At 64.2% G+C, this 26346-nt stretch carries 27 protein-coding genes and 1 pseudogene; 11 read left to right on the plus strand and 17 right to left on the minus strand.

The features are described 5' to 3' along the window. Nucleotides 1-5: 5 nt before the first annotated feature. Nucleotides 6-335: a hypothetical protein gene (locus ABQM86_RS02420; protein WP_369745847.1), complete on the minus strand. Its 330-nt coding sequence runs from the start codon at nucleotides 333-335 to the stop codon at nucleotides 6-8. 72 nt (nucleotides 336-407) lie between these two features. After that, nucleotides 408-1910 (minus strand): MFS transporter, encoded by a 1503-nt coding sequence (locus tag ABQM86_RS02425; protein ID WP_369745848.1) that lies wholly within the window; start codon nucleotides 1908-1910, stop codon nucleotides 408-410. A 161-nt stretch (nucleotides 1911-2071) separates the two neighbouring features. Between ABQM86_RS02425 and ABQM86_RS02430 the strand changes: the two genes are divergently transcribed. Next, nucleotides 2072-3319 carry a glycoside hydrolase family 26 protein gene (locus tag ABQM86_RS02430; protein ID WP_369745849.1) on the plus strand — a complete coding sequence of 416 codons (1248 nt, stop codon included), beginning with the start codon at nucleotides 2072-2074 and terminating at the stop codon, nucleotides 3317-3319. Here the strand turns inward: ABQM86_RS02430 and ABQM86_RS02435 are convergent. Then, nucleotides 3255-3785 (minus strand): MarR family winged helix-turn-helix transcriptional regulator, encoded by a 531-nt coding sequence (locus tag ABQM86_RS02435; protein WP_369745850.1) that lies wholly within the window; start codon nucleotides 3783-3785, stop codon nucleotides 3255-3257. The genes ABQM86_RS02430 and ABQM86_RS02435 overlap by 65 nt on opposite strands. A 60-nt stretch (nucleotides 3786-3845) precedes the next feature. On the opposite strand from ABQM86_RS02435, the pseudogene ABQM86_RS02440 reads away from it, so the two are divergent. The 3 genes and pseudogenes from ABQM86_RS02440 to ABQM86_RS02450 all read left to right on the plus strand — a co-directional run. Then, a pseudogene (locus ABQM86_RS02440) lies at nucleotides 3846-3986 on the plus strand (SAM-dependent methyltransferase); the annotation flags it as partial. A gap of 390 nt (nucleotides 3987-4376) precedes the next feature. Then, the gene (locus ABQM86_RS02445; protein WP_369745851.1) at nucleotides 4377-5495 is read left to right on the plus strand and encodes a hypothetical protein; all 1119 of its coding nucleotides are present in this window, start codon (nucleotides 4377-4379) and stop codon (nucleotides 5493-5495) included. A 95-nt stretch (nucleotides 5496-5590) separates the two neighbouring features. Beyond that, nucleotides 5591-5926, plus strand: a complete 336-nt coding sequence (locus ABQM86_RS02450) for a hypothetical protein (protein WP_089593344.1) — start codon at nucleotides 5591-5593, stop codon at nucleotides 5924-5926. A 39-nt stretch (nucleotides 5927-5965) separates the two neighbouring features. On the opposite strand, the gene ABQM86_RS02455 is transcribed toward ABQM86_RS02450, so the two are convergent. Together ABQM86_RS02455 and ABQM86_RS02460 are read right to left on the minus strand one after the other, a co-directional pair. After that, nucleotides 5966-7390: a DUF222 domain-containing protein gene (locus ABQM86_RS02455; protein WP_369745852.1), complete on the minus strand. Its 1425-nt coding sequence runs from the start codon at nucleotides 7388-7390 to the stop codon at nucleotides 5966-5968. Nucleotides 7391-7516: 126 nt separating this feature from the next. Beyond that, entirely contained in the window at nucleotides 7517-8326 is an 810-nt protein-coding gene (locus ABQM86_RS02460) for a tryptophan-rich sensory protein (protein ID WP_207595945.1), read from the minus strand. 148 nt (nucleotides 8327-8474) lie between these two features. On the opposite strand from ABQM86_RS02460, the gene ABQM86_RS02465 reads away from it, so the two are divergent. Further along, nucleotides 8475-9011, plus strand: a complete 537-nt coding sequence (locus ABQM86_RS02465; protein ID WP_337340743.1) for a MarR family transcriptional regulator — start codon at nucleotides 8475-8477, stop codon at nucleotides 9009-9011. On the opposite strand, the gene ABQM86_RS02470 is transcribed toward ABQM86_RS02465, so the two are convergent. From ABQM86_RS02470 to idi, 6 genes are read right to left on the minus strand one after another with little or no spacing between them, the layout of a single operon-like run. Further along, complete coding sequence (locus tag ABQM86_RS02470; RefSeq protein WP_207595947.1) at nucleotides 9006-10217, minus strand: prenyltransferase; 1212 nt, start codon at nucleotides 10215-10217, stop codon at nucleotides 9006-9008. The two genes, ABQM86_RS02465 and ABQM86_RS02470, sit on opposite strands and share 6 nt — an antisense overlap. Next, nucleotides 10214-10564 (minus strand): lycopene cyclase domain-containing protein, encoded by a 351-nt coding sequence (locus ABQM86_RS02475; RefSeq protein ID WP_369745853.1) that lies wholly within the window; start codon nucleotides 10562-10564, stop codon nucleotides 10214-10216. The genes ABQM86_RS02470 and ABQM86_RS02475 overlap by 4 nt, the downstream gene beginning before the upstream one ends. Then, nucleotides 10564-12216, minus strand: a complete 1653-nt coding sequence (gene crtI / locus ABQM86_RS02480; RefSeq protein WP_369745854.1) for a phytoene desaturase family protein — start codon at nucleotides 12214-12216, stop codon at nucleotides 10564-10566. Before crtI ends, ABQM86_RS02475 begins: the two co-directional genes overlap by 1 nt. Next, on the minus strand, nucleotides 12213-13133 hold the full coding sequence (locus tag ABQM86_RS02485; RefSeq protein WP_207595950.1) for a squalene/phytoene synthase family protein: 921 nt from the start codon (nucleotides 13131-13133) through the stop codon (nucleotides 12213-12215). Before ABQM86_RS02485 ends, crtI begins: the two co-directional genes overlap by 4 nt. Further along, on the minus strand, nucleotides 13130-14230 hold the full coding sequence (locus ABQM86_RS02490; RefSeq protein ID WP_280626139.1) for a polyprenyl synthetase family protein: 1101 nt from the start codon (nucleotides 14228-14230) through the stop codon (nucleotides 13130-13132). The genes ABQM86_RS02485 and ABQM86_RS02490 overlap by 4 nt, the downstream gene beginning before the upstream one ends. Continuing rightward, nucleotides 14227-14781: an isopentenyl-diphosphate Delta-isomerase gene (idi, locus tag ABQM86_RS02495; RefSeq protein WP_369745855.1), complete on the minus strand. Its 555-nt coding sequence runs from the start codon at nucleotides 14779-14781 to the stop codon at nucleotides 14227-14229. The genes ABQM86_RS02490 and idi overlap by 4 nt, the downstream gene beginning before the upstream one ends. A 104-nt stretch (nucleotides 14782-14885) precedes the next feature. Here idi and ABQM86_RS02500 point away from each other — a divergent pair, with 104 nt between their 5' ends. Beyond that, on the plus strand, nucleotides 14886-15494 hold the full coding sequence (locus ABQM86_RS02500; protein WP_207595953.1) for a MarR family winged helix-turn-helix transcriptional regulator: 609 nt from the start codon (nucleotides 14886-14888) through the stop codon (nucleotides 15492-15494). Here ABQM86_RS02500 and ABQM86_RS02505 read toward each other — a convergent pair. Continuing rightward, the gene (locus ABQM86_RS02505) at nucleotides 15491-16309 is read right to left on the minus strand and encodes a CPBP family intramembrane glutamic endopeptidase (RefSeq protein ID WP_337340748.1); all 819 of its coding nucleotides are present in this window, start codon (nucleotides 16307-16309) and stop codon (nucleotides 15491-15493) included. The two genes, ABQM86_RS02500 and ABQM86_RS02505, sit on opposite strands and share 4 nt — an antisense overlap. A 173-nt stretch (nucleotides 16310-16482) precedes the next feature. Here ABQM86_RS02505 and ABQM86_RS02510 point away from each other — a divergent pair, with 173 nt between their 5' ends. The 3 genes from ABQM86_RS02510 (at nucleotide 16483) to ABQM86_RS02520 (ending at nucleotide 19029) form a co-directional block, all read left to right on the plus strand. Further along, a complete protein-coding gene (locus ABQM86_RS02510) occupies nucleotides 16483-17577 on the plus strand; it encodes an EAL domain-containing protein (RefSeq protein ID WP_369745856.1) in 1095 nt (364 codons plus the stop codon). Nucleotides 17578-17656: 79 nt separating this feature from the next. Beyond that, nucleotides 17657-18241, plus strand: coding sequence for an RNA polymerase sigma factor (locus ABQM86_RS02515; RefSeq protein WP_369745857.1), 585 nt, complete (start codon nucleotides 17657-17659; stop codon nucleotides 18239-18241). Continuing rightward, on the plus strand, nucleotides 18238-19029 hold the full coding sequence (locus ABQM86_RS02520; RefSeq protein ID WP_337340750.1) for a peptidase M56 family protein: 792 nt from the start codon (nucleotides 18238-18240) through the stop codon (nucleotides 19027-19029). Before ABQM86_RS02515 ends, ABQM86_RS02520 begins: the two co-directional genes overlap by 4 nt. Nucleotide 19030: 1 nt before the next feature. Here the strand turns inward: ABQM86_RS02520 and ABQM86_RS02525 are convergent, their stop codons facing one another. The 5 genes from ABQM86_RS02525 to ABQM86_RS02545 form a co-directional block, all read right to left on the minus strand. After that, a complete protein-coding gene (locus ABQM86_RS02525) occupies nucleotides 19031-19912 on the minus strand; it encodes an SGNH/GDSL hydrolase family protein (protein ID WP_207595958.1) in 882 nt (293 codons plus the stop codon). Nucleotides 19913-19959: 47 nt separating this feature from the next. Next, nucleotides 19960-20724: a maleylpyruvate isomerase family mycothiol-dependent enzyme gene (locus tag ABQM86_RS02530; protein ID WP_369745858.1), complete on the minus strand. Its 765-nt coding sequence runs from the start codon at nucleotides 20722-20724 to the stop codon at nucleotides 19960-19962. Further along, complete coding sequence (locus tag ABQM86_RS02535; RefSeq protein WP_369745859.1) at nucleotides 20724-21560, minus strand: fumarylacetoacetate hydrolase family protein; 837 nt, start codon at nucleotides 21558-21560, stop codon at nucleotides 20724-20726. The genes ABQM86_RS02530 and ABQM86_RS02535 overlap by 1 nt, the downstream gene beginning before the upstream one ends. Further along, entirely contained in the window at nucleotides 21561-22688 is a 1128-nt protein-coding gene (locus ABQM86_RS02540) for a cupin domain-containing protein (protein ID WP_280626183.1), read from the minus strand. A gap of 200 nt (nucleotides 22689-22888) precedes the next feature. Then, entirely contained in the window at nucleotides 22889-23704 is an 816-nt protein-coding gene (locus ABQM86_RS02545) for an IclR family transcriptional regulator (protein WP_369745860.1), read from the minus strand. A gap of 48 nt (nucleotides 23705-23752) precedes the next feature. On the opposite strand from ABQM86_RS02545, the gene ABQM86_RS02550 reads away from it, so the two are divergent. Further along, nucleotides 23753-25042 carry an MFS transporter gene (locus ABQM86_RS02550; RefSeq protein ID WP_369745861.1) on the plus strand — a complete coding sequence of 430 codons (1290 nt, stop codon included), beginning with the start codon at nucleotides 23753-23755 and terminating at the stop codon, nucleotides 25040-25042. Continuing rightward, a complete protein-coding gene (locus ABQM86_RS02555) occupies nucleotides 25035-26285 on the plus strand; it encodes an FAD-dependent oxidoreductase (protein ID WP_369745862.1) in 1251 nt (416 codons plus the stop codon). The genes ABQM86_RS02550 and ABQM86_RS02555 overlap by 8 nt, the downstream gene beginning before the upstream one ends. Nucleotides 26286-26346 lie beyond the last annotated feature (61 nt).

The raw sequence follows: 26346 nt of genomic DNA on the forward strand, positions 1-26346 counted from the left end.
CCTCGTCACGGGATGCGCCGGACCGCCATTTTGTTTTGATCGAAGTGATGGCGCGCCCGGCGGAGAAAGCTGCCGAGCGCCTCTGTTTCCGACTCGGTGCGAAGTGTTGAGAAGTCCATGATCCCAGCGCGCTCGTCAGTGTCCCACACGCGCCAGCCCGTGCCGTCACGGTCGATCCAAGCCGAAAGTTCGGCGCGGCCGGTCCGACCGAACCAGTTTGCGGTTGCCACGCGAACTGTGGCGAGATATTCCGCAACCCTCGCCATGGTCAGGGATTCGGGGTCCGCCAGCAACTCGTCCAAGCCGTGCAGATAGTGCAGCTCTTGATTGTGCATGGTCCCAGTATCTATCGGAACTGTCCTGGAGACACGGGCGCCGCCACCCAGGCAGGTGGCGGCGCCGGTTGTTCAGCCCAGGTGGACGTGCGGGGTATCGCTTGTTCCGCTGAAGCTTTTGCGGTCGATCCTGATCAGGAGAAGCGCGAGTGGGGTTATCAAGACCGCCACCCCGGCTGCCCAAAGGAACACCATCGAATAGCCCGAGGTCAGCGCCGCAAGGGGCCCGCCACCGGCGGCTGTAGTGGTCGCTGCCGCGGTGGCAGCCGCTGCGATGGCACTGAAGAGTGCGATGCCCAGCGATCCGCCGATCTGCTGCGAAGCGTTGACCAGGGCGCTCGCCACGCCGGCGTCGTCCTTGTCCACGCCGAAGAGGGCCAGGTTCTGCATGGGGACGAAGACCAGGCCCAGCCCAATGCCCATGAGGATCAATGCGGGCAGCATGTTCACCGGATAGGTCCCATCCGCCGTGACCTGGGTGAGCCACAGCATGGCTGCGGCCATGAAGACCGGACCAAGTGCGCTGGGGACCTTGGCGCCCAGCCGGGGCAGGTTCTTCGCCACAACGCCCGCCGTGATGATCAGCACCACCGTCATGGGCAGGGACGCGATTCCGGCCGCGAACGGGGCGAAGCCCAGGACGATCTGGAGGTAGAAATTGATGAACAGGATGCCGCCGATCAGCACTGCTCCGGCGAGGAAGGACGCCAGGAACGCTGCGGCGCGGTTGCGCTCGGTGGCGACGCGCAGCGGAAGCAGCGGGTTCTTGACCTTGCGTTCGACGGCGACGAAAAGTACCAGCAACAACGCACCTGCCGCAATGAAGCCCCAGGATTCCACCGCACCCCAGCCGTGCTCGGCGTTGGCGAAGCCGTAAACCAGCGAGCCCAGACCCAAGGCGGCGAGAACGACGCCGGGCCAGTCGTATTTGGTGGAGCCTCCCGCTTTGCTTTCTCCCACCAAAATCCACACACCGATCAGCGCGATGATTGCGATGGGTACGTTGACGAAGAAGCACCACCGCCATGAGACGAATTCGGTGAGGAATCCGCCCAGCAGAACTCCTGCCGCTGCACCGACCCCGCTGATGGAGCCGAAGATGGCGAAGGCGGTGCCGCGATCCTTGCCGCCGGGGAAGGCCACCGTCAGGAGTGCCAAGGCCGCCGGTGCGAGGAGGGCGGCGAAGATGCCCTGGAGCGCGCGGGCTCCGATGAGTTCCCAAGGCTGCTGGGCCAAGCCGCCGATGAGTGATGCCGCCGCGAAGCCTGCCGAGGCCGTGATGAAGGTCCGCTTCCGTCCCCAGAAATCGGAGATGCGTCCGCCCAGTAAGAGGAAGGCGCCGAAGACCAAAGCGTAAGCAGTGACCACCCAGGAGCGGGTGGAGTCACTGATGCCCATTTCCAGCTGGAGGCGGGGGAGCGCCAGGTTCACGATGGTGCCGTCCAGGACCACCATGAATTGGGCCAGGGCCAGGAAGGGCAAAGCCCGCCAGCCGCTGTTGGCCTTAACGCCCGGTGGGGCTGGTGTGTTTGCTTGGGCTTGTCCGCCCGATGTCTCCAGTAGTTGCGATGCCACGCGTCACCCATTCTTCAAAGTAATAATACTTATAAAAGTATAAGTATGTTAATGGGCGTGCATAAGCCTGTCGGGCGTGACGTTCGTCCCAGTGGGGTCGTTCGGGGGATACGTACCTAGGATGGAACGAAACTGCAGGTCGGAGAGGATTGGTGGCTGTTGTGGGGGAACAACCCGAAGAGAGCGGCGATGCCCGCAAGGCCAACCGGACGGAGCTCAGGCGGGCCTTCACGCTCCCTGCCGTGATTGGCCTGGCCGTGATCGGCATCGCGGGAGTGAACTTTGCCAACGGCCTCGCGGAACAAAAAGCGCAATCGGGTTCCAGCGAGAAAAACTGTGAAGTCCTCCCACGGGCGGCCCTCGCCCCTGACACCGGTGCCCTGTTCGGTGTGAACCTGGACTGGCATTCCAAACCGCTGGCCGCCTTCGCCAACGACCTTGGCCACAAGCCCGCAGTCAGCGTCTCCTTCACGGGGTTTCCCCTCACAGCCAAGGACGAAGACGATCTCCGGCGGGCAGTGGAGCAGATTCGAGCCGACGGGCACATGATGCTGCTGACCCTGGAACCTCACAACGGACTCTCCACTGTGACTGAAGAAACGGCTACGGCACTGGCGAAAGACCTCGCCGGATTCAACGACGACGGCGTACCCGTGGTTGTCAGGTTCGCCCACGAAATGAACGGCTCCTGGTACGCCTGGTCCCAGCAGCCACAAAAGTACAAAGAAGCTTTCCAAACGCTGGCTAAGGCGGTGCACTCCACCGCGCCGGGTTCCGCCATGATGTGGGCTCCCAATTACGGGGGCGGATATCCTTTCGCGGGCGGAGAGTTCGAAGCTAAACCAGGCACCCCCGAATTTCTGGCGCTGGATACCAGCGGCGACGGCGCCTTGGCCATGGACGACGACGCTTACGCCCCCTACTACCCGGGAGACGAGGCTGTGGACTGGGTTGGCATGTCCCTCTATCACTGGGGCAGCACCTACCCGTGGGGTGAAAATGAACTCCCTGAGCCCAACAAGTTCGCGGATCAGCTTACCGGCGACTACAAGGGTGCCAACGGCGACGACAGTCTGCTTCCGGATTTCTACGGCGTGTACGGCACGCAGCATGGCAAGCCGGTAGCCATCCCCGAAACGGCCGCACTGTTCGCTCCAGGAGCAGGCGGCGAGCCGGAGAGGGCTATCAAAGAAGCCTGGTGGAACCAACTCTTCAGCCCCACAACACACCAGGAATTCCCGCAGCTGAAGATGATCAACTGGTTCGAATGGGACAAAGACGAGGTGGAAGTCAAAGGCCGGGTGGACTGGACCGTGACCAACACCCCCGAACTGCGCGACGCCTTTACCGCGGCGCTGCCGGACTGGTTCCGCTACGGCCCGGAGGAGTCGTGTCGGCCGCCGCAGTAATAGTGGGCCCGGATACGTGTTCAGGTTCCGAAAGGAACGAAGCCAACCGCTGCAGCGCCGGGAGGCTGGCTGCAATTTGTTCGCGTTCCTCCGGGAGCAGCCGGGCGCTCGCCGCGATGATCGCGTCAGCCCATCCATCCTCCAGGAGCGCCTTGATCCGTCTGGACTCGTCCGTGGGATGGAGGGAAACGTAGCGCTTGTCCGAGGCATCCTTGACACGCGTGACCAAGCCGGCAGCTACGAGCTCGCGCAATTGCGAGCTGACGTTGCTCAGCTGCCGCCCGAGCCTGCCCGCCACCTCGGCAACGGTGACGCCCGGATGGCCTTCAATAACACGAAGGATTTCCAGCACACCATTCGAGATGGGGCGGAGGCCTGTCTCGTTGAGTGACTTGCGGCGAATGTCGGACGAGATATCAATCATGCAGACGGCCAAGGCCTTGTGGTCCACAGTCTCTTCTCCCATCCCCCTAGCATAGGTGGGGCCTCGCCTCTTCAACTCCCTGGCCGTCGGCTGCAATAGTGGGAACAAGTGCGGTGCTTCCAGAACGCTGCCCACCACCTGGCTCCAGGCGGCCGCTTCGTCGTGGAGCTCTGGGTGCCGCAATTGCGTTCACTGCCGCCCGGGCATGGCGGAACGGTGGAGGTGAGCGAGCCCGGTTATCTTCGCGGAGTCCCGCAGCCACGTGTCGGTATATCGGCTCACCGATCACCGGATGACCTGAGTCTGCCGGGCGGTAGTCCTTCCTGCGGGCTTGGTGGCCTGTACGCATCAGGAAGCTTCACCCGGCCCGACCACTTCGGCGTCCGCCGTCGTCGTGCCTTCTGCATCGGCGACGCCTGGTTCCGACGCCGGCAAACGGCCCCTTAAGGGGCATTCGGTGGGGCCTGTGCCTTCGCGGCGGACAGAGGTAGAGTCGGCCCATGCTCTCCATGCGTCGATTTACTTGCCCCCGACCGGTATCCGGTCGCGAGGGCACTAAGGCGCGCGCCTAGGTCCTGGCGCCGGAGTGAGTCGGGGGAGGAACCCAATCACTCCGAAACTTAAGGACCAGAAATGCCTGTCTATTTAAGCCCTGCCGAGCTTCACCATGCTTTGACCATCAGGGACCTCGCCAACCCCGACCATGGTCCGCATGCCATGCAGAAACTCCTGCGTGACGTGGTGGACGCCCTTCAGACGCAGTGGAGCGTGCCCGGCAGAACCATACGTCACAGCCCCTTGGTCAGCGTTGCGGATAACTATGACCGTTTGGGTTTCAGCGGGGCGGACATTACCCGCGACCAGCGATACTCCCGCTATGTCAGCCCCACCGTCATGCTGCGCAGCCACACCTCGGCGTCCATCCCCACGCTCTTGCGGGCGATTGATCCAGCCGAGGTTGTGGACGAGCTCTGGGCGATCCCCGGCCTCGTCTACCGGCGGGACTCCATTGATCGCACCCATGTGGGCACGCCCCACCAGGTGGACTTGTGGCGTGTGAGTTCCACCGGAAAGCTGCACGGCGGGCATCTTCAGGAAATGGTCAGTGCCTTGGTGGCTGCTGTATTCCCGGGCGCTGAGTGGCGTGCCGTTCCGGCCTCCCACCCTTACACGACGGAGGGCTTGCAGCTTGACGTTCTGATGGGTGGCGAGTGGCTGGAACTCGCGGAGTGTGGGCTCATGGCACCGCAGCTTTTCCTGGACGCGGGCCTTGATCCCGGAAAATGGTGCGGCCTTGCGCTGGGGATGGGTTTGGACCGCGCCCTGATGCTTTGCAAGGGCATTCCCGACATCAGGCTGCTGAGGTCTGCGGACCCGAGGATTCAACGGCAAATGCTGGACCTGTCGCCGTGGAAAGCTGTCTCCCGGATGCCTTCCATCAGCAGGGACATTTCAATCGTGGTTGCAGAGGACATCGACGATGAGTTGCTTGGCGATACGGTTCGTACGGCTCTGGGGGAGCAGGCGGAGGATCTGGAAAGCGTGGAGCTGTTGGCGCTGACTCCCTGCCGACAGCTTCCGGCCGCGGCGCGGGACCGGCTCCGCATTAGACGCGGGCAGGCCAACGCCCTGATACGCGTGGTGATGCGTCCGCTTGGCCGGACAATGACCGATCCAGAGGCGAACCAGATCCGGGACGACGTTTACCTTGCCCTGCACGAAGGCCCGGTCAATGAACTGATTGCAGGCTAGGGCTGCTGCGCTGTGTCGGTGGTCGCCTCAGGCACTGCCGGCACAGCGGAGCCACGCCGCGGCAGGCTCTGCTGCAGGATTGCTAGGCTGGACCCATGACCCGTCGACTTGCAGCCCTGTCCGCCGTTCCCGTTCTGCTGCTGCTCGTGGGCTGCGGAGCCGTTGAGGAAGCAGCCGGAAACGCTGCCAGTGAGGCCGCATCAAAGGTTGCCACCGCCGCTGCCGACGAAGTGACCAAACAGATCTGCGCCGTTGTCCAAGACGGCTTGGTGGGCGCCGAGGACAAGCAGGTACTTGCCGGCTTGGTGACAGCCGCCGATGCCGCAGGCGTCCCCTCCGATATCACCACGCCCCTCCGTCAGATCGCCGACGCCGGCGACCAAGTACCGGCAGAGTCCGTTCAGGCATTGAAGGATGCCTGCCCGGCATAGCAGCTGTTGCGACGCGGCTGTGTATGACTTTGTCGTGGATTACGTCTGCCGGGCATGCTGCAGTTGTGGCTCCCAGTGTCGTTCCGACGCGGGTGGCCTGTCCGGCGGAGCATGTGGCGACGCATCCTCGCGCCCAGGCAGAGGTGGCGCCTTCGATTGATAGATGTGCCCGGTAGGGGTGCGGACTTCCAAGGTGTGCGTTTGGCCGTGCGGCACACTGGCGCTCCAGCCGGGGTTTTCCTTGGTGTGATTGCATGCCTCGCATAGCCCCGCGCCATTGTTCAGGGTGGTGGTCCCGCCGTTGTGCCAAGGGACCACGTGGTCCATATGCCTAATAGGCGCATCGCAGTACGGGGTTCGGCAGGTGGCGTCCCGGACCTCGATGAAGCGCCGTAATCGTTGGGGGAAGACCCTCGCTTTGGAGTCCATGGCCAGGAGTTCGCCGCTTCCCGGAGCAGTGTAAAGTCGCCGGATCATCACTCGGAATTCTTGGCGCTGTCCCTCTGGCTCGGTGGGCCCGTCGGCCAGCAGAACTCTAGCCCATTCAGCGGGGACGATTCCGTAACCCTGGAGGCGGGCCGGTTCGCTGTCGCCTTGGAAGAGCGTGCGGTCGGTCATGACGAGTTGGAGGTCGATCCCTGCGACCCCGCTAGGTGTTCCGGTGACCCGTTCTACCAAGGTGTCGGCCATGATCTGTCCACGGTTTCGGCCGTCGCCGGACGAGCGGGCTGAATCTGCGTGTCGGCTAAGGGCAGCGTAGGCGGCGACGCCTTGAGCCACTGGTAGCAGAGCGGTGAGGATTGTCATGGTGTCCGGAGCCGGGCGAAGGCTGACCCGGCGTTCTGCGGCGGCGTGACTGGCCCGCTGGGTGACCGAGCGGGGGTCGCGCCGGTAGGCTGCGGCCTTGGCTGCGGCGATGATGGACCGGTCCCCGGACCCGTTGAACGTGCCCGTGTCCGGCGCCAGTTCTTCATCCACAGCGGCACGGTCTTCAATGCTGAGGCACGCAGTTTCCTTGACCAACAGTGTGGCACGCCATTCGTTGAGCTGACCTGTTTCGAGGGCGGCCATGGTGTGCGGCATCTCGATGACAAGCGCCCGCGCAAGTCCGAGCAGCCGGGATCCACGGTTCGGCGATTCGCGTCGGGCGAGGGCCACCTGGGCGGCTACACCGCGGCCTTGCTCTGCCGTGGGAACGCCTGCTTCGGCCTGCTCCCGGCGCTGAGCCAGATCCAAAGCGACGGCGGCCCTGGCCTGACGCGCAGTGATCGCGGATTTCAGGTCCTCCAGGGCACGAATCTCATTGACCAGCCCACCGCTGCTGGTGCTCGCGGGCAAGGAACCAATAACGGCCGCGAGGCCCGCCAACGTAGCACCGGGCTGGGCAGACTCCCAGGGCGTCGAGGCATCGGCCGGTAAGGGCATCGCGTTGTTGCCCGCCTGACTGGTCCGAATCCGCTCCATGTCCCAACTCTTCCAGTCGGGAGAACCGGATATCAGGCCTGACTTCGCCTATGTGGAAAACCGCGCAAGTAGCCGGCATCGCCTGCCCTGCCGCCTGCTGTCGCGAAGCAAGGCAGGGTTTACCGGCTACCGGCTACCAGAAACCCCGGCCCCAGCCAGCACCACCCGGGCCCTCACCGTGATCGCTGCACCGAGAACCAGCGCAGCAGCGACAGCCGCCGCGACCGCCGTCGGGAATGACTCGGGTGAATCGGCGCTGCGGCCGACTGTGATCCAGGCCAGGCCCCACGCAATGGCGGCTGCGAGAGCGAGGCGGCCGTGTCCCTTGATGGCCAGAGCGATGCCCACAACGGCCACCACTACCAACACAGCCACTGACCAGACCTCGGGCCGCAACCCGAAGCCTGAGAAGCCGGAAGCCTTCAAAGCGGCGGCAATGTTGGCGCACACGGCCACGCTGGTCCAGCCGAGGTACAACCCCAGAGTCCCGTCCACCGCTACAGCCTCAAACCACGAAGTGGCGCGGCTCTGGCTGTACCGAAGGAACGCCAGGACAAGTGTCACCAGCAGGGCCAGGATCACCAGCACGCTGACAAAGAGCCAGCCAGCCTGGACAGACAGGATCCACGCGGCGTTCAGGACCATGGACAAGGCCACGATCCAGCCGAGGGAGCGCTGCCGCGGATTGGCCCGCTGGGACGGCAACCACTGCCATACCGTGTAGGCAACCAGGCCGGTGTACACCACGGACCAGATGGAGAAGGCGGGGGTTGCGGGGGCGAGGAGCGTGGAGTCGGCGGACAAAGCACCGCCCGCTGCCTGGGCGATCGGGGTTCCGCCGAAGACTCCGACGCCGATCATCGAGCCAACAATGCAGATCACCAAGCTCACGGTAACCGTGATCTGCCGGGCGAGGTCCGGGCTTACTGTTGCCATGTGCAAAGCCTCTTTCCTAGGGGACGTGCGGGGGACGTGCTGTGGACGAGCGGGGCGGCGGATGTGCGGCGTCATGCATTCGCGGGGTACGTGACTTACTATCAAATTGCTAGCAAGACAAGCTTTACGTTTATCAAAGGACCGTCGGATGGACTCGGAAGGCCACGCAAAGGGCTATTGGTACGGCAAAGACCCAGGTCAGAAGGCCATTGCCATTGACGTGCTGAATGCCCTGCGCGATTACCGTGCTTCCGAGCAAGCGATGCGCCGCAGGACCCGTTCCTCCATGGGGATGGGTGAGAAGGACCTGCTGGCCCTGCGCTACCTGTTCGAAGCTGAAGCCGCGGGCAAGGTGATGAAGCCGAAGGATCTGGGCGACAAGCTAGGGATAACGTCGGCTTCCATGACCACGCTGATCGACCGCCTGGTGGAGTCCGGCCATATTCGCCGCGAACCCCATCCCACCGATCGTCGCGCGCTGATACTGAAGGCAACGCCGGGGTCGGACCAGGAAGTGCGGCACACGCTTGGTGGAATGCACCGGCGGATGCTCGACGCTGCCTGCGCGTTGAGCCCGGACGAGTCGCAGATTGTGGTGAACTTCCTGCAGCACATGCGCGAAGCACTGGACACCATCGACGAAGAGCCTGTGGGCCCTGATGCCGGGAAACCAGCCCAGTCATGACGTGAGGCTCCACTGCAGGATCACGATGAGCGTCACCAGGAATCCTGACCCGTAGTTGAGCCAGATGAACCGTCGCCATGCCACATTGGTGCGCGCCGCCGTCGTATCCGTCACGTTCCAGTACGGCGCGCAATTGGCGATGTAGGGGACGGCAATGATGGCCGCCAACGGTCCGGGCCACGGCGTGGCCAGCATCGCCAGGCCGGCAACAAACCAGAGCACGACGGCGAGCCGCACCGTGCGGCGGGCACCGATGACTGTTGCTATGGAGCCGATGCCGGCCTGCCGGTCAGGCTCAATGTCCTGGACGGCGCCGAAGGCATGGGCGGCCATGCCCCACAGGAAGAACGCGAGCAGCAGGATGAGGAGACCAGGCGTCACCTCGGCACCGGCCAGCGTCAAGCCGACGACGGCGGGACTGACGAAGTGCGTACTGGACGTCAGCGAGTCCAAGACCGGGCGTTCCTTGAAGCGAAGCCCGGCCACGGAGTAGGCCACAACCGCGAAGGCACTGACGGCAAGGCTCAGCCACGCGGCAGGACCGCCCGCGACGGCGAGGACCACCAGGAACGGCACGTTGGTGATCGCTGCGAGCCACAGCATGGGGCGGTGAAGATGGGGTTGGAGGAGTGCACCCTCCATGCCGCCCTTGCGGGGGTTTTTCAGGTCGGATTCGTAGTCGAAGACGTCGTTGATCCCGTACATGGCCAGGTTGTAGGGGATGAGGAAATAGAAGGTGCCCACGACCAGGACCCAGTCGATCTCGCGGGTGGTCAGGAGCATGGCCGCGGCAAACGGGTAAGCGGTGTTGATCCAGCTGACCGGGCGGGAGGCGAGCAAGGCCTGCGGGACGAGGCCCTTGCGCCCCGGTTCCGTGCGGCTTTGGCTGGATTGCGTGCGCTTTCGCGTTAGCCACATCCACAGCCCGGGAAGCGCCACGACGCCGGCCAGCGGGTACGCAAAGTCCTCGATCGGCGCGAGCCCTACTTTGACGCCGAGGATGTGCGAAGCGTCGTAGTGGAAGAGTTCCATCCCGATCATGACGGAGTCGAACACCGCGGTCAGGACGGCCAAGGCCGTGAAGGCCAGGCCTACGGCTTTCCAATGCCTGCCGGCCTCGCCGGGATACGCGCCCCGGCGGGCAAAGATCACGCCGGCTGCTCCTGCCGCGACGATGAAGGCGAGCGCGAGCCATAAGTACGTCATACGTGCTCCCGCTGTTTCGCACTGCGTGTGGCCGGTGCCCGGTCAAGCAGCCGCCGGGCGCCTGTGTAGAGGACCATGGTGCACAGCACCAGGAAAAGCAGGAAGACGGGTTCCTCGATGGGCAGCTCCGGGGCGATCAACAGTCCCGTGGCGATGGTGCCTTCACCTCGCAGGAAGATTCCCAAACCGATCCCGGCCAGGTCCCAGGCGAGAAGGAACAAGACCCCGACGGCGGTGACGATCGCCGCTGCTTTAGGACCCCGCCAGAAGTACAGACGGAAGCGGTGGTCGAGCAGGAGCATGCAGGTGATACCCAGCAGCAACGACACCAAGTAGATAACACCCATCAGCCAATCCTGCTAGCTACGGGCCTCACAGTGGTAGGGCCGGCACTGTGGTCGCCGCGGATCCGTTTCAAGACCAGCTCGGCACTGATGAGGCACATGGGCACGCCTACCCCGGGGGCTGTGGTGGCACCGGCGTAGTAGAGGCCCTGCACACGCTTCGAGGCGTTCTGCGCCCTGAACATGGCGCTCTGTCCCAGCGTGTGCGCTGGTCCCAGCATGCCGCCGCGCCAGGAGTTGTACTCATCAGCGAAGTCAGCGGGTCCGATGGTGTGCCTGACCACCACACGGTCGCGGAGGTCCGGGATGTTGGCCCACTGGGCGATCTGGTCGATGGCGGCGTCCGCGGTTCGTTCGATGAGGACATCGCCGCTGCCGTCGGGGCCGCCTGCCCCCAGCTGCGGATCGGCCGGGACGGGGACGAGGACAAAGAGGTTCTCGTGCCCTTGTGGCGCGACCCCGGCGTCGGTGGCGCTGGGTTTGCAGACATAGATGGAAGCAGGATCCGGGATCTTGGTCTCCTCGCCAAAGATGGCTGCGAAATTCGCCTCCCAATCGCGGGTGAAGAACAAGGAGTGGTGGGGAAGTTCCGGCAGGGAACCCTTGATGCCCAGCATCACCAGGACGGCGCCGGGTCCGCTGGTGCGGCTCTGCCAGTACCTGCTGTTGTAGCTCCGGTCCCTGACGCCCAGCAGTTGGGTTTCGGTGTGGTGCAGGTCGGCGCCGGAGACCACCAGGTCCGCAACGCTGTAGTGCTCCGTGCCCGAGTTGTCGCGCCACTTGACCCCGGTGACTTCACGGCAATCCTTCCCGGACAGGGCAGGCGGGAGCTTCACGCCATCGAAGCGGCCCACCTTCCTGGTCCGGGGCGCCTCGCGGGTGGTGATCTTCAAAGCTTCGGCACCGGTATGGATCCTGACACCGGCATCCACCGCCAACGACTCCAGTCGCCTCACGAGCTCCCAGAATCCGCCGATCGGATACTGCACGCCGTCGCCCAGGTCCAGGGCACTCATCAAGTGGTACATGGCGGGAGCATCGGAAGGATTGGTGCCAAGGAACACCGCCGGGTATCCCAGGACCTGCCGGAGCACGGGGTGCTGGAACCGTTGGGATACGTACTTATCCAACGGTGTCAGGAGCAGTTGCGCGAGTTTGGGCAGGCTCCGCAGCACTTCCGGATGAAGCAGCCCTTGCAGCCTGGTGAACGGGTTGTAGAGGAAGAACCGTTCAGCCATTTCAGTGGTGTGGCGCGCGGACGCGAGGTAGGAGGTCAGTTCCCTGGCGCTGCCGGGCTCCACGCTCTCGAAGGTTTCCAGAACCTGATCGCTGCCCAGCGGCACTGTCAGCGGGACCGGCCGTCCGCCGTCGTGGTCCGGCTCGCTGAAGATGCGGTACGCGGGACTGAGCGTCCGCAAGTCCAGCTGTTCCGCCGCGCTGGTGCCGAGCAGCTTGAAGAAGTGGTCGAAGACGCCGGGCATCAGGTACCAGGAGGGACCGGTGTCGAAGCGGAAACCGTCCCGTTCAAGGCTTCCGGCGCGTCCGCCCACCTGGTCGCGCTGCTCCAGGAGCTGGACCTCGTGGCCCTCGTGGGCAAGGAGTGCAGCGGTGGCGAGCCCAGCGATGCCACCGCCGATCACTACAGTCCGCGTCATCGGTGCAGCTCCATCCAGGTTGAGGCGACGGCCCGGGCGGCGAGCCCGGCTTTAACGGCATCCGGCACCCGGACCCTTGAGCGATACAGCTCGTCCACCGTGGTCTGTTCAATCCGGTCCGTGAGGGCCTGGAACAGCGCCAACGCGCTCCGGACAGCGGCCCTGGCATCGCGTGGCAGCATCGGAATGACGGCGTTGGCGTCGGCCAGCTGGGCCCGGACTGTCTTGACCCACTCCACCCGGTCGTGCTCCTCGAGGTGGTCCGCAGTGCTGAGGTAATTGCGGCCCAACCGGGAGGTATCGTCCGCCAGATCCCGGAGGAAGTTGATGTTCTGGAACGCAGCGCCCAACCTGCTGGCGCCATACTGCAAAGCTGCGGCGTCGCCGTCGTCGATGTTTTCATCCCGCATGAAGACACGCAGGCACATCAGCCCCACAACCTCAGCGGAGCCGTGCACGTAGCCATCATGGGCATCGGCGTCGAAACGGAGTGGTGCCGGCTGTTGCGCAGAAGTGCCCGCTGACGTGCGCTCGCCGAGGTCCGTTCGCATGGAAGCGAAGAAGGGATCGATGAGGGTCTCATCTATGCCCGCCGTCCGGGCGGTCTGGGCAAAGGCGTGGATGATGAGATCGCTGCTGTAGCCAAGCTTGACCGCGCGGTGGGTCTCATCGATGAAGTGGGCCAAGGCGTCGCACTGTTCCTGGTAGCTGAGCCCGGCTTCCGCGGTGACGCCGTCCACGAGCTCGTCCGCCACCCGCACCAGGGCGTAGATGTTGCGGACGTGCTGGCGGTGCCGGGGCCCCAGCAACCTGCATGCCAGGCCGAAGGACGTGGAATAGGCGGCGATGACCTGGTTGGCGGCCCGCTCGGCCGTCCGGGTGAAATGGGTGAAAGAGGTATCGGTGGCGACGCTCATGATTGCCGTCCTTCCAACTGCCCCGCAAGGTCAAGCAGGACATTCCGTGCGTCCTGCGGAATGGTGCTTGTGAGCTGATGATTAAACGCTGCCATTTGTTCCTCGATGAGGCCCTGGACAAATGCTTCTGCTCCGCAATCGGTGAGGTGGCGGCGGACGTGCTCGCCTTCCTCGCCGTTGAGTCCGGGCCTGCCGAAGAGGGGCGCGATGTGCGGCCACGTGCTGGTGGTCCGCGCATGGGCGATGATGGCCGTTTCCTTGCCTTCCCGCAGGTCCGAAAAGGGATCCTTGCCATGGCGGCGCGGATCCCCGAAGGTGGACAGGAGGTCGTCCTGGAGCTGGAAGGCCAAGCCAAGATGCCGGCCGGCGGTTGCAAGCGCAGTCTCGACGGCGAAGTCCGCACCGGCCAGCGCGGCGGCGGCACGCAACGGCAGTTCGAAGGTGTACGTGGCGGTTTTGTATCCACACATCACCAGGATGGTCTCGAGGTCCGGGGCAATGACGCCGTCGCCCAGGCCCACGTCAAGTTGCTCGCCGGCTACGGTCTCGTTGATGGTGTGTTCCAGGAGATCCAGGAGGCGGAGCCGTAATTCGTGGGGGAGATCCGCGCGGGCGAAGGCTTGGTGGGTTGCGGCGAGCAGCATGTCGCCCATCAGGATTCCGCCTGTCTGGGCCCAGTGAAGGCCGCCATCGGGACGGGGGAGCTCGCCGGTTTCTGCGAGGAGGGACCCGATGAGGTTGGGGTGTCCGCGGCGGACGAGGTCTCCGTCGATCACGTCATCATGCAGGAGGAAGGCGTAGTGGAGGAGTTCGATGGCGGCGGCGATGCTGATGGCGGTTTCGCGTTGGCCGCGGCCTTCTTGTTCGGGCCGTGATGAGCCGCGCTGCAAGAGGGAGTCGTACGTTTCCATGAGCAGCAAGGGGCGGACGAACTTGCCCCCCAGCACGTTCTGGCCGGCCAGGCCCCACAGCCTGGCGAAGTTGGGGCCGTAGGCGGTTGCGGCGCTGGCCCTCTTGCCGATCAGTCCGGTCAGCTCGTTTTCGATCGCGCCGCAGAGGTCGGTGCGGCTTCGGAGGGATCCGGAGGTGACGGTCATGCTTTGACTCCCTCGTGTGAAGGCAATGCCCGCGCCTCCAGAAGCTGGGGGAACTGCAGAGCAAGCCACGGGCTGAAAGCGGACGGCGTGTGTGCCAGGGCATCCTCGAGCAGGGCCGGGGATATCCACGCCCAGTCAGCAACCTCGGCTGGATTCGGCTGCAGGGGGCCGCTGATCCGGGCCATGAACACCGGGCAGACCTCATTTTCGACGATTCCAGTGGGGTCAACGGCTCTGTAGCGGAAATCCGGGAGGACCAGTTCGATCCTCTTGGCGTCCACTCCGAGTTCAAACTGCGCACGCCGCATTACAGCGTCCTCGAATTCCTCGCCTGGTGCCGGGTGGCCGCAGAAACTGTTGGTCCAAACGCCCGGCCAGGTCTTCTTTTCAGGTGAGCGGCGGGTCAGGAGGACCTCGCCGGCATCGTTGAGCAGGTAGCAGGAGAAGGCTAAATGAAGGGGTGTGTCCAGTGTGTGCACCCCCGCTTTTGCGGCCTCCCCGATGGGTGTTCCGGCGTCGTCCAGGAGGACCACCATCTCTGTCGCATTCATCCTGCGCCTACCTCCTACACCCGGTGCCTTAGAGAGACTTGAATATTGCTAGACAAGCTAGAAGAAAGGCTACCATGTAGGAAGTTGGGTGTAACATACTCATCATGTCCAGTCCTGAAGAGATTCCTGAAGAAGCCGGGACCCCGGTTTCCTCCGGCGTTTATCATCTGGACGCCAACGATCCTCACGCGGAATTAGTGGACCGATCCGGTCTCTCCGACGAGGATGTCCAGCAGATCAGTGACCTCATGGCTGCCCTGGGGCGGCTGCGGGAGGCAGAACAGCGGCTGTCCGACGCCTCCCTGAGGTACATGAAGCTCAACCAATCAGACATGCGTGCACTGCACTATTTGATTGTCTGCGCGAACCATGGCGTGATTGCCACCCCCGGCGCAATAGCCTCCCGCCTCAGCATCTCGACGGCGTCAACCACCAAGTTGCTCGACCGGTTGGAACGCGCGGGACATGTCACCCGACGGGCCCACCCCTCCGATCGGAGGGCCCTCGCCATAGCCATCACCCCCGAAACGCACGAGGCTGCGATGCGGACGGTGGGACGGCAGCAAGCCAAGCGTTTTCTGGCGGCTGCCCGTCTCGCTCCGGAAGAACGGATGATCGTGATGCGCTTCCTGGATGACATGGCACAGGAAATCGAGGTTTCCGAAGAGGCGTGGGCAGGTGCTGCGGGCTCCCCGGTAGCGGACCATCTCTAGTACAGGAAGATCGGCAGCCAATCCCGGTTGTGGGCGTGGACCAGTGCCAGGAACAACACGAAGTCGAACAGCAGGTGCACTGACACCACGTAGGTGAACGACTTGGTCAGCTTGAAGGTGTACCCCTGCAGCAACGCGAACGGGAACGTCAGCAAGGGACCCCAGGACTGATATCCGATTTCCCACAGGAATGAGGAGAAAACCACAGCTTGCAGGAGGTTCGCCAGCCAGTCCGGGAAGTGTTGTCGCAGCAGGGTGAACGTGGTGCAGATGAAGAACAGTTCGTCCCAGATTCCTACGGCGTTAACGCCCAGGAAGAGCCGCCAGAAGATGTCGGGATCGGAGGCGTCGGGCCAGTTTTGGTACACGCCGGTGCTGATCAGGTAGACGGGCAGGATGAAATAGCCCAAGGCAACGACGCCCATCAAGTACAGCTTTGCTGCCAAGGGCCATTTCCTGCCGGTGTTGATGGGGAATTTGATGATGTCTTCCCGATACACAAAGCGGGACACCAGCCACGGCACCAGCACTGCCAGCGCGAGCGCTCCGCCCATCAGGGCCATGTGCTCCGTACTGAGGTCGGCATTGAGAGGCACCAGGCTGAAGATGGTCATGCCGGCCGCGATCAGCGCGAGGTGCCGCATCAGCCGGCTGTCAACGAAGGCGGCGGTGACAACACTGGCCAGCAGCAAGCCGTAGCCGAGCAGTTCATTTCCCATCGCAAAGAGGGGAATGCCGGACAGCGAAAGCAGCGCCGCCGGTAATAGTTTCCAGCTGAGCGCGGTGCGGGGTGCTTCCGTTGAAAGGGACGTCACCCCCTAAGCATCTCAGGCCTGCAGCCGCGCGACACTGTTTTGCGCGACTGGAAAAGCGCACCGGCACAACGGCGAAGTGTTCTTCTGTATTATTCGTGACAGGGCCCACAGATGGGCCGGTCAGGTAGTTTGTCTGGCTCTGCCAGCGGGGGATACACATAAAGGAATAGCTGATGGCTCAAGAAGAGGGCTCTCTTTCACAGGATGCCGCCAACGCGTCACCGCCTGCCGAAACGTCGCCGCCTGCTAAGGCGACCATGCGCGAGCAGGTGAACGACATCATCGAATCCATCCTTGCCGATACCGAACCGCGCAGCGAAGCCGCCAGAATCAGGCTGGGTGCGTTGTTGGAGGCACATCCCGAAGACCCTCAGCGTGCCTTGTTGGAGCATCTGCTGGAAACCCGCAAAGAGGCCGCGCCGGCAGCTACGGTGCCGGTTCACCTCGAATCCGCCAGCGTGCACCTTGAGTCTGTTGACGCAGCGCGGACCGTGTCGGTTCCCGTCAGCCACGAAGTCCGGGAAGGAATCCAGGCGGTCCTGGCGGACAAGCTTCTGCTGACCGCCTTCCAGCCTGTCCATGCACTCCCCAACGGCGACGTAGTGGGTGTTGAAGCACTCACCCGGTTCGTCGGTGAAGACGGCGCCGGCGCCGATGTCTGGTTCAGCGAGGCTGCTGCCGCGGGGCTGGGAACCGAGTTGGAGATCGCTGCCCTCCACTGCGCCCTCACCGCGGCGCACGACGTCCCGGAAACCATGTCCGTGGCCCTTAATCTCACGCCCGCTACCTCCAGCGACCCCAGGGTCCGGAACCTGCTGGCCGCTGCGGCACTCGCGCCGGACCGGATCATTGTCGAGCTCACCGGCAGCCTGGCCGACGTCGGAGGCCAAACCGGCCGCGACGGACTCGGGCCGCTGCGCGCCTTGGGTTTGCGCCTGGCCGTCAGCGCCTCCGGAGCAGCGTTGGTCGCATTGGAGCGGGTGGAGCAACTGCGTCCGGACATCATCAAGCTGGACCGCCACCTGATTGAAGGCATCGAAAGCAGCGAAGGCCAAAGGATCCGGGCCAAGGCGATCGTTGAGCTCGCCAGGGAGCTCGGGGCGGAAGTCATTGCTGTAGGCATCGAGACGGCCGCAGAACTCGAGGAAGTGACGGCGCTCAACATCACCGCAGCCCAGGGATATCTCTTGGGACGCCCCTCGGTTCACCCGCTGGACTGGTCGGCGTGGAGCATCCGGGCACAAACAGAATCCCAGCCGGCCGGCTGACAGTCTTCACAACAACGACGGCTTTAAAGAAAAGTCCCGCTTCGTGAAACCTTTCGTCCGCTCGCGGACAATACAGGGCATGGGGAACAGCGAAACCGACGACGGCGGACTGTGGGCGAGGAGCCTCGACGGCGAGGGAGAGGCTTTCGGGCTGCTGTACGACCGGCACCACGGCAGGGTTTACCGGCATGCGTATCGGCTCTCACCCGAACGGCACGACGCCGAAGACATCATGTCTGCCGCGTTCTTGGAACTGTGGCGATGCCGGGCCAAGGTGCGGCTGGTGGATGGCTCCATTCTTCCCTGGCTGCTGGTGACCACCACCAACGTGGCCCGCAACAACAGGCGGGCCGCCTTTCGCTACCGAAAGCTGCTTGCTTCCCTTCCCCGGACCCAAGACCTTGCCTGCGCCAATGAAGACCTTTTCCTGCAGGGCGAATTGGACACGGACACAGCTCGAGCACTCGCCACGCTCAACGCTGTGGATCAGCAGCTCGTCAGCCTGGTGGTCTTCGAGGATTACACCATCGCCGCGGCGGCCACCGTACTCAACCTCTCTCCGGCAGCTGCCAAGTCACGCATGCACCGAGCCAGGGAGCGCATGAAAACAGCACTCGCGGGGACACCAAAGCTTGCTCCCGCTTTCGAAGGAGACCAGCGATGAACGAGCTCCGTGTCGACCCTAACTTCAGCCGGGCTTTGCGTGGGGAACTGGTGTCGAGGGTGGAACAAACCACGGCCGGGCGGACCCGTAAACGCGCCAGGCTCTGGATCGGCGCCGGGGTGTTTGCCGGCGTGGGACTTCTGGGTGGCGTCGGCGCCACGGCCGCAGGACTGTTCGTGGTGCCCGGGGCGGAAGTGGTTACGCAGCTGTCCACGCCGGTAGCTGACTCGTATCAAGGGACTGCCACGGTGGACCTTGGAGAGCCACCTGCGGGAACAACGGGCATCCAGATTGACTTCTGGTGTCTGACTGAGGGGCACTTCCAGTATCAGGACGGGTCCAGCATCGCCTGCTCAGCTGACGACGCCGGGACACCCCACGGCTGGAGCGGCTACTTGGCCAAGCTGGCTCCGGGTCAACACAGCGTCACCTACACCACGGCCCCGGAGAGCCGCTGGCGGCTGACGGCACGATACGTGAGCACGCAGTTGACCGAGTGGGCAACTAACGGCGATGGCACCACTTACGGCATGGAGAACGAGAATGGCTCACCCGACATGATCGCCGTCATGGCCACGAACGGGAAACGTGGATACGCCTACACGGCGGATTTGAACGAAGCGAACGGTCATACAGCCGCCATGAGCTTCAAGAGCCCTGAGGAGGCATTGGCCTGGCAGGAGAAGCGAAAAGGTCAAACCTTCCACGTGCCGGTCTATGAAGCTGACGGGAAGTCGGTCATTGGCGAGTTTGAGATCTCTGACGGGAGCGATCCTTCGGCTCCGTGAGTCAGTCGGTGATGTTCCGGGGGTCGTTGCCGACGAATGTACCGGGGGGCATCCCGGCGCCGAACACCGGGCCGGGTTCAGGTCGCTTGGGGTGCCGGCCGTCGTCGGCGTTCCGCTGCTTCAGGCGACGCACGACCCAAGGGAAGAGGTGCTCGCGGGCCCAGACGATGTCTCCGGCCCGGGCCTCGCGCCAGTTGCGCTCCGGCAATGGTTTGGGTGTCAACGGCTCCAGGGAGTGGGGAACGTTGAGGGTATTGAGCACCATGATGGCGATGGTGTGCTGGCCAAGCGGCGAGAAGTGGAGTCGGTCCGGATCCCACATTCTGGGGTCGGTCAGCTCGCGCAACGCCCATAGATCGGCCACGACGGCATCGTGGCGGGCAGCCACTACCCGAATGTTCTCGTTGTAGATGGCCACCTTGCCGCGGGCCAGGCCCAACACTGGGGTGGCGCCCCAGTCCGGACCAGTAAACAGCAGGATGGTGGCGCCGGTGGAGGCCAACGCTGCCACTCCTGCATCCAGCTCCATGGCGAGTTTGTCAGGATCGCTCCTATGGAAGAGAAGGTCGTTGCCGCCGGCGTTGAGGGTGATCAGATCTGGTTTGAGGTCCAGTGCCGGGCCAACCTGCTCCGCCATGATCTCGTGCAGCAAGCGTCCACTGATGGCCAGGTTGGCGTAGGCGAAATCCTCGTGGCCGGTGCTCAGTTCTTCCGCCACCCTGTCCGCCCAGCCGCGCAGGCCTCCGGGGCTTCGCGGCTCGGGGTCGCCCAACCCTTCGGTGAACGAGTCGCCCAACGCCACATAACGGCTCCACGGGTGCAGGCCAGGCCCGAAGCTACCGGAACCTCCCTGCACCCAATCATCGGCGCTGGAGGCGTTCATCTCCCCATAGTGCGCTTACTGGGCGCGCATCGCCATGGGTGGGCTGGCTAAATCCACTTCGGTGCGGCCAGAACGGCACTTTCGGCACTGGGTCCGGTGGCCGTGACACCGGAGGTGCCGCGGCCCGTGGCCCATTCGACGACGGCGGGCAGGGGACCGGTGATGATCGTTGGGTTGGTGGCACTGGTGTCGCCGAAGGTGAGTGCGGCGCCGTTTCCGGTGGTGTCGTTGACGTTGATGAGGAGACCGGTGTCTGTGCCGCGGGTTTTCCAAGCGCCGGTGATGTCTTTGAGCAGACGTTCGAGGACGGGGGCCGGGATGTCGTTGAACGTGGCTCCGTTGTCCAGGTCCACGGCGTGGACCCAGACTTCGCGGGTGCGCATCCACACGGTCTCGGACGCCGGGACGGTCCTGCCTTGGGCGGTGCGGACTTCGTGGGTCCAGTTCTCATCCGGGAGGTCTCGCCATTCGACGGACAGGTGCACGGCGGAATGGTCGAACAGGTTCCGCAACGCGATCGGGGACAGGGTCGCGCCGAAGCTGATCTCGTGGTTCCGTGCCTCGGGAGAGGAATACATGGGCGTCTCCACCCCGGTGGCAGCCCATTCGAGCAGGCGTGCGATCGCACGGGCGTTGTATCCCACATGCGCCACCACATGGCGGCGCGTCCAGTCCGGAAGGAGGGTGCCGCCGTCGAGCTCTGCATCGGAGAGTTCGTTCAGTTTGCGGGCGAAGAACGCGGTGCCCCGCCGGGCCTGCAGGAGGTCTTCCTGCAGGCCCGGATCGGTGGCGAGGTCGTGGCGGGCAACCATCAGGCTTCCTTGACCACGCGGTTGTTCAGCTGGCCCAGGCCCTCGATGGTGGTGACCAGGAGCTGGCCTTCCTGCAGGTACCGCTTGGGGTCCTGGGCGTGGCCCACACCGCCCGGGGTGCCGGTCGCGATCACGTCGCCCGGGTTCAGGGTGATGATGGTGGAGATGTAGGAGACCAGGAATTCCGGGGTGAAGACGAGGTCGCCGGTGGGGGTGGACTGCTGGACTTCGCCGTCCACGGCGGAGGTCATGAGCGGGCCGGCGGTGAATTCGTCCTGGGTGACCAGGGCCGGGCCGAACGGGGTGGAGTTCTCCCACGTTTTGCCTTGGAGCCACTGGATGGTGCGGAACTGGTAGTCGCGCATGCTGATGTCGTTCAGGACCGCGTATCCGGCGATGTGGTCCGCGGCGTCGGCCTCGGCGATGCGGCGGCCCTTCTTGCCGATGATCACGGCGAGTTCGGCTTCCCAGTCCACGGTGTCCGATTCCTGGGGCAGGGCGAGGTCATCGTTCGGGCCGATCAGCGATTCCTGGTACTTCGCGAACAGGGTGGGGTGCTCGGGGATTTCCCGGCCCATTTCCTTGATGTGGTTGCGATAGTTGTGGCCCACGCAGATGATCTTCCCGGGTGCGGGCACGACGGCGGCGAGGTCGGCGCCGTCGAGCGCGTGCGTTGCGCCGTTGGCCGCCTTCGCCTTTTCCTCCCAGGCGGGGTCCGCGAGCAGCGCGCCGACATCGGCGAAGCCGGGGATCTCCGTGAGGGTGTCGCCGTCCTGGCGGACGGCCACGGTGCCTTTGCCGGCGGCGTTTTCGGTGCGGAGGGTCAGGAGTCTCATTTACTTGCGTCCTTCGGTGTAGCTGCGGTTGAAGTTCAGTCGTTCAAAGATGGGGGCGTCGCTGAAACGGAAAAGATCAAACTCTGTCTCGGACTGCAATGACCATTCCTGCCAGGACGGGACCACGAACAGGTCGCCCTTGGCCAGGGCCTTGGTTTCGCCGTTCAACACCACGTTGCCGGTGCCCTCGAAGACCTGCCACACACTGGAGCCCACCTCACGAAGCGGCTCGGTGGTGGCGCCGGCGCGCAGGCGGTGGAACTCGGCCCGGATGGTGGGCATAACGTCCCCACCGGTGGTCGGGTTAGAGTACCGGATGGCGGCATGGCCCTGCGAGACGGTTGCAGGGTGGCCCTCGTCCTCCAGCAACAACTGCTCCCGCAGGGCTGCGTCGGTGTGTTCCCAGCGGTACGCGGCGATGGGGGAGTTGGTGGTGTCATCGAGACCGGACAGGGGTCGCAGGCCCGGGTGGGCCCATAGCCGTTCGGAACGGGAAATGTCCGGGGTGGCTTCGTCGGTGACACGTTCGGTGCCGAACTCGAAGAACCCGGCATCGGCATAATGCACGAACGGGATGTCCAGCCCGTCGATCCACGCCATCGGCTGGTCGGTGTCATTGTGGTGGCCGTGGAAGTTCCAGCCCGGGGTGAGCAGGAAATCGCCGCGGCGCATCGCTACGGGGTCCCCGTTCACGACGGTCCAGACGCCTTCGCCCTCGACGACGAAACGGAACGCGTTCTGCGAATGCCGGTGCTCCGGAGCTACCTCGTGCGGGCCCAGGTACTGGATCGCTGCCCACAATGTTGGGGTCGCGTAAGGGGTGCCAGCAAGGCCGGGGTTCGCCAGGGCTATGGCCCGCCGCTCGCCACCCCGGCCCACCGGAACCAGATCGCCGGCGCGGGCAGCCAGAGGATACAAATCATTCCAGCGCCACACATGCGGGACAGCCTTAGGGGCGGGGACCATCGGCATCAAATCACCGATCTCAGTCCACAAAGGAATCATGTTCCCGGCAGCGAAGTCCTTATACAACTGCTCCAACTGGGCAGCTTCCTCCGGAGTGGGCTCCGGCAAGGCGTGGCTGGCGGCCACAGATTCATGAGTCGTGTTCTCGGCGCTGATGGACACGTAGGCCTCCTGGATAGGGTCCGAACAGTTCGTTGGCGTAGTTCGACCCTAGGGATGCTTGAGCATCAGTCCGAGAATATTCTGCTGTACAGAATTAGCTCCTGCCTTGTGAGGCCTACTCTGCACCCTTCGCGGGATTCTTTTCGCGCAGAGCGGGCCTCGCAAGGCGTGGGTGGAGGCTGCTTGACCTGATGCGCTGCTCAGTCGGTGGGGTTCGCCGCTATGTCTACCTCCAACTGCCGGCAGGTCTCGCGCATCGCGGTGACCAGGCCGGCGTCGAACACCTTACGGAACCGTGTGGCAGGAGTGGCGACGCTGAGCGCCCCCACCACCGAGCCATGCCCGTTGTGCAGGGCCATGCCCAAGGCGCTGACACCCTCCTCGGTTCCCTCAAAATTGGCAGCAAACCCGTTGCTCCTGGTGGTTTCCAGTTCGCGGAGGAAGGCCGGGAATTCTTTGTCCGGGATGGTGTCTCCGCCGATCTCCGCGTTATGGCTTCGGAACAGTTGCTCGATCATCACGGGCTCCAGTTCTGCAAGCATCGCTTTTCCGCCGGAGGTCCTGTTTGCGGGCATGACGGTGCCTTGGCGGTCACCCACGCGCAGCACGTTGCTGCCCTCCACGGTGGACAGGAAACGGACCTTGGTACCCACGCGGACCATCAGGTTGACGGTCTCGTTGAGGTGACCGGAAAGAAGTTCCATGTGCGGCTGGGCAAGGTCGCGGAGCAGCCGCGTCCAGCTCAGGCCAGCGGGGCCGACACCCATCGCAGGGCCCGGAACGTAGCGGCGGTTCTCGTCCTGAACGGCGAATCCACGGTAAACCAGCATTGCCAAAAGGCGGTGGGCCGTTGACGGGGCGACGCCCAACTCCGCGGCGGCGTCCTTGAGCCGGAGTGCGCCGCCATCCCGTAGCAACTGCAGGAGTTGGAGGGCGTTATCCACGGCCTCAATGGAGTAGGTAGGCCGTTTCTGTACCGGCTTACGGCTGGATGTGGAAGTCGGATTATTCTGCACAACAGAATTCTATGGTGCTCTATTGCCGATGGACAGGACAGTGGTGGGATGAATCACACACTTCCCGCTGCAGCGTCGCAACGGCTCACCGCCGGTATTGAGGGCCACACCCCGCGCTTTTCCAAAGGGTCGGCCCTGGCCGTCCTGGTCTGCTGGCTGCTGGTGGTCTTCGACGGCTATGACCTGATTGTCTACGGCACCGTGCAATCGTCCCTGATCTCCGACACCGGGTGGGGGCTCACCAAAGCAACGGCGGGCACCATCGGTTCCATGGCGTTCCTCGGCATGATGATCGGCGCCATCTTCGCCGGCCGCATGGCTGATTCCTGGGGCAGGCGCAAAACCATCCTCGGATGCGCGGTTCTGTTCTCTGTCTTCACTGTCCTCTGTGCATTTGCACCCAACGCCGCGATCTTCGGTGCCCTCCGGCTCCTGGCCGGAATTGGCCTGGGTGGTCTGGTGCCCTCAGCCAATGCACTGGTTGCCGAACTGGTCCCTGCAAAGTGGCGTTCCACCATTGCAACGTTAATGATGTCCGGGGTGCCGATCGGCGGGTCCATTGCTGCGCTGGTGGGGATTCCCATGATTCCAGCCTTCGGGTGGCAGGCAATGTTCCTGGTGGCCGTCCTGGCGCTGGTGATCGTCGTGCCACTGGGCATGAAGTACATCCCTGAGACACTACCGCCGGGCAAGGCCTCGGGGACCCCCCAGTTCCAGGGCCCCAAACCCGGCTTTGGATCCCTCCTGCGCGCGCCTTACCTCGGCGTCAGCGTACTGTTCGCCTTGGCCACCATCGCCACCCTTTTCGCCTGGTACGGCTTGGGAACCTGGCTGCCCAACCTCATGCAACTGGCCGGCTACAACCTCGGCTCGGCGCTGACGTTCGCACTGGCCCTGAATCTCGGAGCCGTTGCCGGATCGGTGATTACCGCGTGGGCCGGCACGCGCTTCGGCCCGATTCCGACGGCGATAGCGGCAGCCGCTGTGGCCGCCGTCGGGCTTCTGGTTCTCTTGACCGGGCCTTCAGTGGCCGTGGTGTACCTCGCCCTGGTGCTGGCCGGCGTCGGAACGCACGGCACGCAGTGCCTGATCATCGCCGCGGTGGCCAGCCACTATCCCGATCATCTGCGCGGAACCGCACTTGGCTGGGCGCTGGGCACCGGCCGCATTGGCGCCGTCATCGCACCCCAGGTGGGTGGGCTCCTGCTGGCAGCCGGGCTGGGCGTCAATTCCAACTTCCTCGCGTTCGCCGGCGCCGCCGCCCTCGCAGCGGTCCTTCTGGCCGCCGTCGGACTCAACATCAAAACAAAGATCTCCCAAGGAGCAAACAATGTCTGAGTACACCACGTCCACTGATGTCCTGGTTGTGGGAGGGGGAATGGCCGGGCTGGCCGGCGCATTGGCCCTCCGCGAAAACGGTGCGAACGTCACGCTGGTGGAACGCGCACCCGAATTCGGCGAGGTGGGAGCCGGCCTGCAGATGGCGCCGAACGCCTCGCGGGTCCTGAAACGCTGGGGCCTGCTGGAGAAGGCGCTTGAGGTCGGCGTGCAGCCCAAGCACCTGGTATTCCGCGACGCGACCACCGGTGAAGAGCTCACGCGCCAGTCGCTGCGCGGCGAGTTTGAGGAACGCTATGGCGCCCCGTACGTGGTGATCCACCGCAGCGACCTGCACCGTGTGCTCCTGGAAGGATGCGAAGCGGCGGGCGTGAAACTGGTCAACGACGTCATGGTGGACAGCGTGGAAACCGTGAACGGCCGCGGCGTGGTGCACACAGCAGCCGGTGTGGACTATGAAGCAGATGTGGTGATCGGCGCCGACGGGCTGAAGTCCACGTTGCGGCCACTGGTGGCATCCGATGAGCCTGTCTCCTCCGCCTACGTTGCGTACCGCGGCACCGTCCCCATTACCCCTGAGACCCCGGCAGCCGACCTCGAGGATGTGGTGGTCTACCTCGGCCCCGACTGCCACTTGGTGCAGTACCCCCTGCGCAAGGGCGAACTGCTGAACACCGTGGCCGTCTTCAAATCGCCGTCATTTGAGCGCGGTGAAGAGCAGTATGGGGGAGTGGACGAGCTCCAGGCCGCCTACAAGGATTGTGTTCCCGCCGTGCAGGCAGCCCTCGCGAACCTCGGCACGGGCATTCGCTGGCCCATGTACGATCGCGATCCGATCGAAAACTGGATTGCCGGCCGCATGGTCCTGATGGGCGACGCCGCCCACCCCATGCTGCAGTACCTCGCCCAAGGCGCCTGCCAGGCACTCGAGGACGCCGCCGTGCTGCAGGACGTAAGCGCCGGCACGGTCTTCACAGCTGACGGCGTCAATCCGGATGCGTGGGATGAGGCAATTGCCGCGTTCAACACTGTCCGAGCAGCCCGCACTGCCCGCGTCCAGCGCACCGCCCGTGTGTGGGGCGAATCCTGGCACGTCGCCGGACTGGCCCGGACGCTGCGAAACCTGCTCTTCAAGAGCCGCAGGGACAACGATTTCCAGTACAACGACTGGCTCTACGGTCAAACCGGTGAAGGCTTGCCGGCACCGGAGGCGCCACGGGTTGCCAGCCAGCTGCCAGCCTGACGCTTGGCGCTTGTGCATGCCCGCTTTCGATGTCTCTCCCGTCGCCTACGATGACAACACC

Origin of the sequence: Paenarthrobacter sp. AMU7, assembly GCF_041200195.1 — a bacterium.
Classification (GTDB): Bacteria; Actinomycetota; Actinomycetes; order Actinomycetales; family Micrococcaceae; genus Arthrobacter.

What these genes read in the sequence shown, in the direction of transcription:
- ABQM86_RS02535 (WP_369745859.1), bottom strand. Translation starts at nt 21,560, where the DNA reads ATGAGACTCCTGACCCTCCGCACCGAAAACGCCGCCGGCAAAGGCACC.
- ABQM86_RS02475 (WP_369745853.1), bottom strand. Translation starts at nt 10,564, where the DNA reads ATGGGTGTTATCTACTTGGTGTCGTTGCTGCTGGGTATCACCTGCATG.
- ABQM86_RS02530 (WP_369745858.1), bottom strand. Translation starts at nt 20,724, where the DNA reads ATGGTTGCCCGCCACGACCTCGCCACCGATCCGGGCCTGCAGGAAGAC.
- idi (WP_369745855.1), bottom strand. Translation starts at nt 14,781, where the DNA reads ATGAATGCGACAGAGATGGTGGTCCTCCTGGACGACGCCGGAACACCC.
- ABQM86_RS02455 (WP_369745852.1), bottom strand. Translation starts at nt 7,390, where the DNA reads ATGGAGCGGATTCGGACCAGTCAGGCGGGCAACAACGCGATGCCCTTA.
- ABQM86_RS02500 (WP_207595953.1), top strand. Translation starts at nt 14,886, where the DNA reads ATGTCCAGTCCTGAAGAGATTCCTGAAGAAGCCGGGACCCCGGTTTCC.
- ABQM86_RS02515 (WP_369745857.1), top strand. Translation starts at nt 17,657, where the DNA reads ATGGGGAACAGCGAAACCGACGACGGCGGACTGTGGGCGAGGAGCCTC.
- ABQM86_RS02470 (WP_207595947.1), bottom strand. Translation starts at nt 10,217, where the DNA reads ATGACGTACTTATGGCTCGCGCTCGCCTTCATCGTCGCGGCAGGAGCA.
- ABQM86_RS02550 (WP_369745861.1), top strand. Translation starts at nt 23,753, where the DNA reads ATGAATCACACACTTCCCGCTGCAGCGTCGCAACGGCTCACCGCCGGT.
- ABQM86_RS02420 (WP_369745847.1), bottom strand. Translation starts at nt 335, where the DNA reads ATGCACAATCAAGAGCTGCACTATCTGCACGGCTTGGACGAGTTGCTG.
- ABQM86_RS02485 (WP_207595950.1), bottom strand. Translation starts at nt 13,133, where the DNA reads ATGAGCGTCGCCACCGATACCTCTTTCACCCATTTCACCCGGACGGCC.
- ABQM86_RS02445 (WP_369745851.1), top strand. Translation starts at nt 4,377, where the DNA reads ATGCCTGTCTATTTAAGCCCTGCCGAGCTTCACCATGCTTTGACCATC.
- ABQM86_RS02525 (WP_207595958.1), bottom strand. Translation starts at nt 19,912, where the DNA reads ATGAACGCCTCCAGCGCCGATGATTGGGTGCAGGGAGGTTCCGGTAGC.
- ABQM86_RS02450 (WP_089593344.1), top strand. Translation starts at nt 5,591, where the DNA reads ATGACCCGTCGACTTGCAGCCCTGTCCGCCGTTCCCGTTCTGCTGCTG.
- ABQM86_RS02460 (WP_207595945.1), bottom strand. Translation starts at nt 8,326, where the DNA reads ATGGCAACAGTAAGCCCGGACCTCGCCCGGCAGATCACGGTTACCGTG.
- ABQM86_RS02510 (WP_369745856.1), top strand. Translation starts at nt 16,483, where the DNA reads ATGGCTCAAGAAGAGGGCTCTCTTTCACAGGATGCCGCCAACGCGTCA.
- ABQM86_RS02435 (WP_369745850.1), bottom strand. Translation starts at nt 3,785, where the DNA reads ATGGGAGAAGAGACTGTGGACCACAAGGCCTTGGCCGTCTGCATGATT.
- ABQM86_RS02465 (WP_337340743.1), top strand. Translation starts at nt 8,475, where the DNA reads ATGGACTCGGAAGGCCACGCAAAGGGCTATTGGTACGGCAAAGACCCA.
- crtI (WP_369745854.1), bottom strand. Translation starts at nt 12,216, where the DNA reads ATGACGCGGACTGTAGTGATCGGCGGTGGCATCGCTGGGCTCGCCACC.
- ABQM86_RS02490 (WP_280626139.1), bottom strand. Translation starts at nt 14,230, where the DNA reads ATGACCGTCACCTCCGGATCCCTCCGAAGCCGCACCGACCTCTGCGGC.
- ABQM86_RS02520 (WP_337340750.1), top strand. Translation starts at nt 18,238, where the DNA reads ATGAACGAGCTCCGTGTCGACCCTAACTTCAGCCGGGCTTTGCGTGGG.
- ABQM86_RS02555 (WP_369745862.1), top strand. Translation starts at nt 25,035, where the DNA reads ATGTCTGAGTACACCACGTCCACTGATGTCCTGGTTGTGGGAGGGGGA.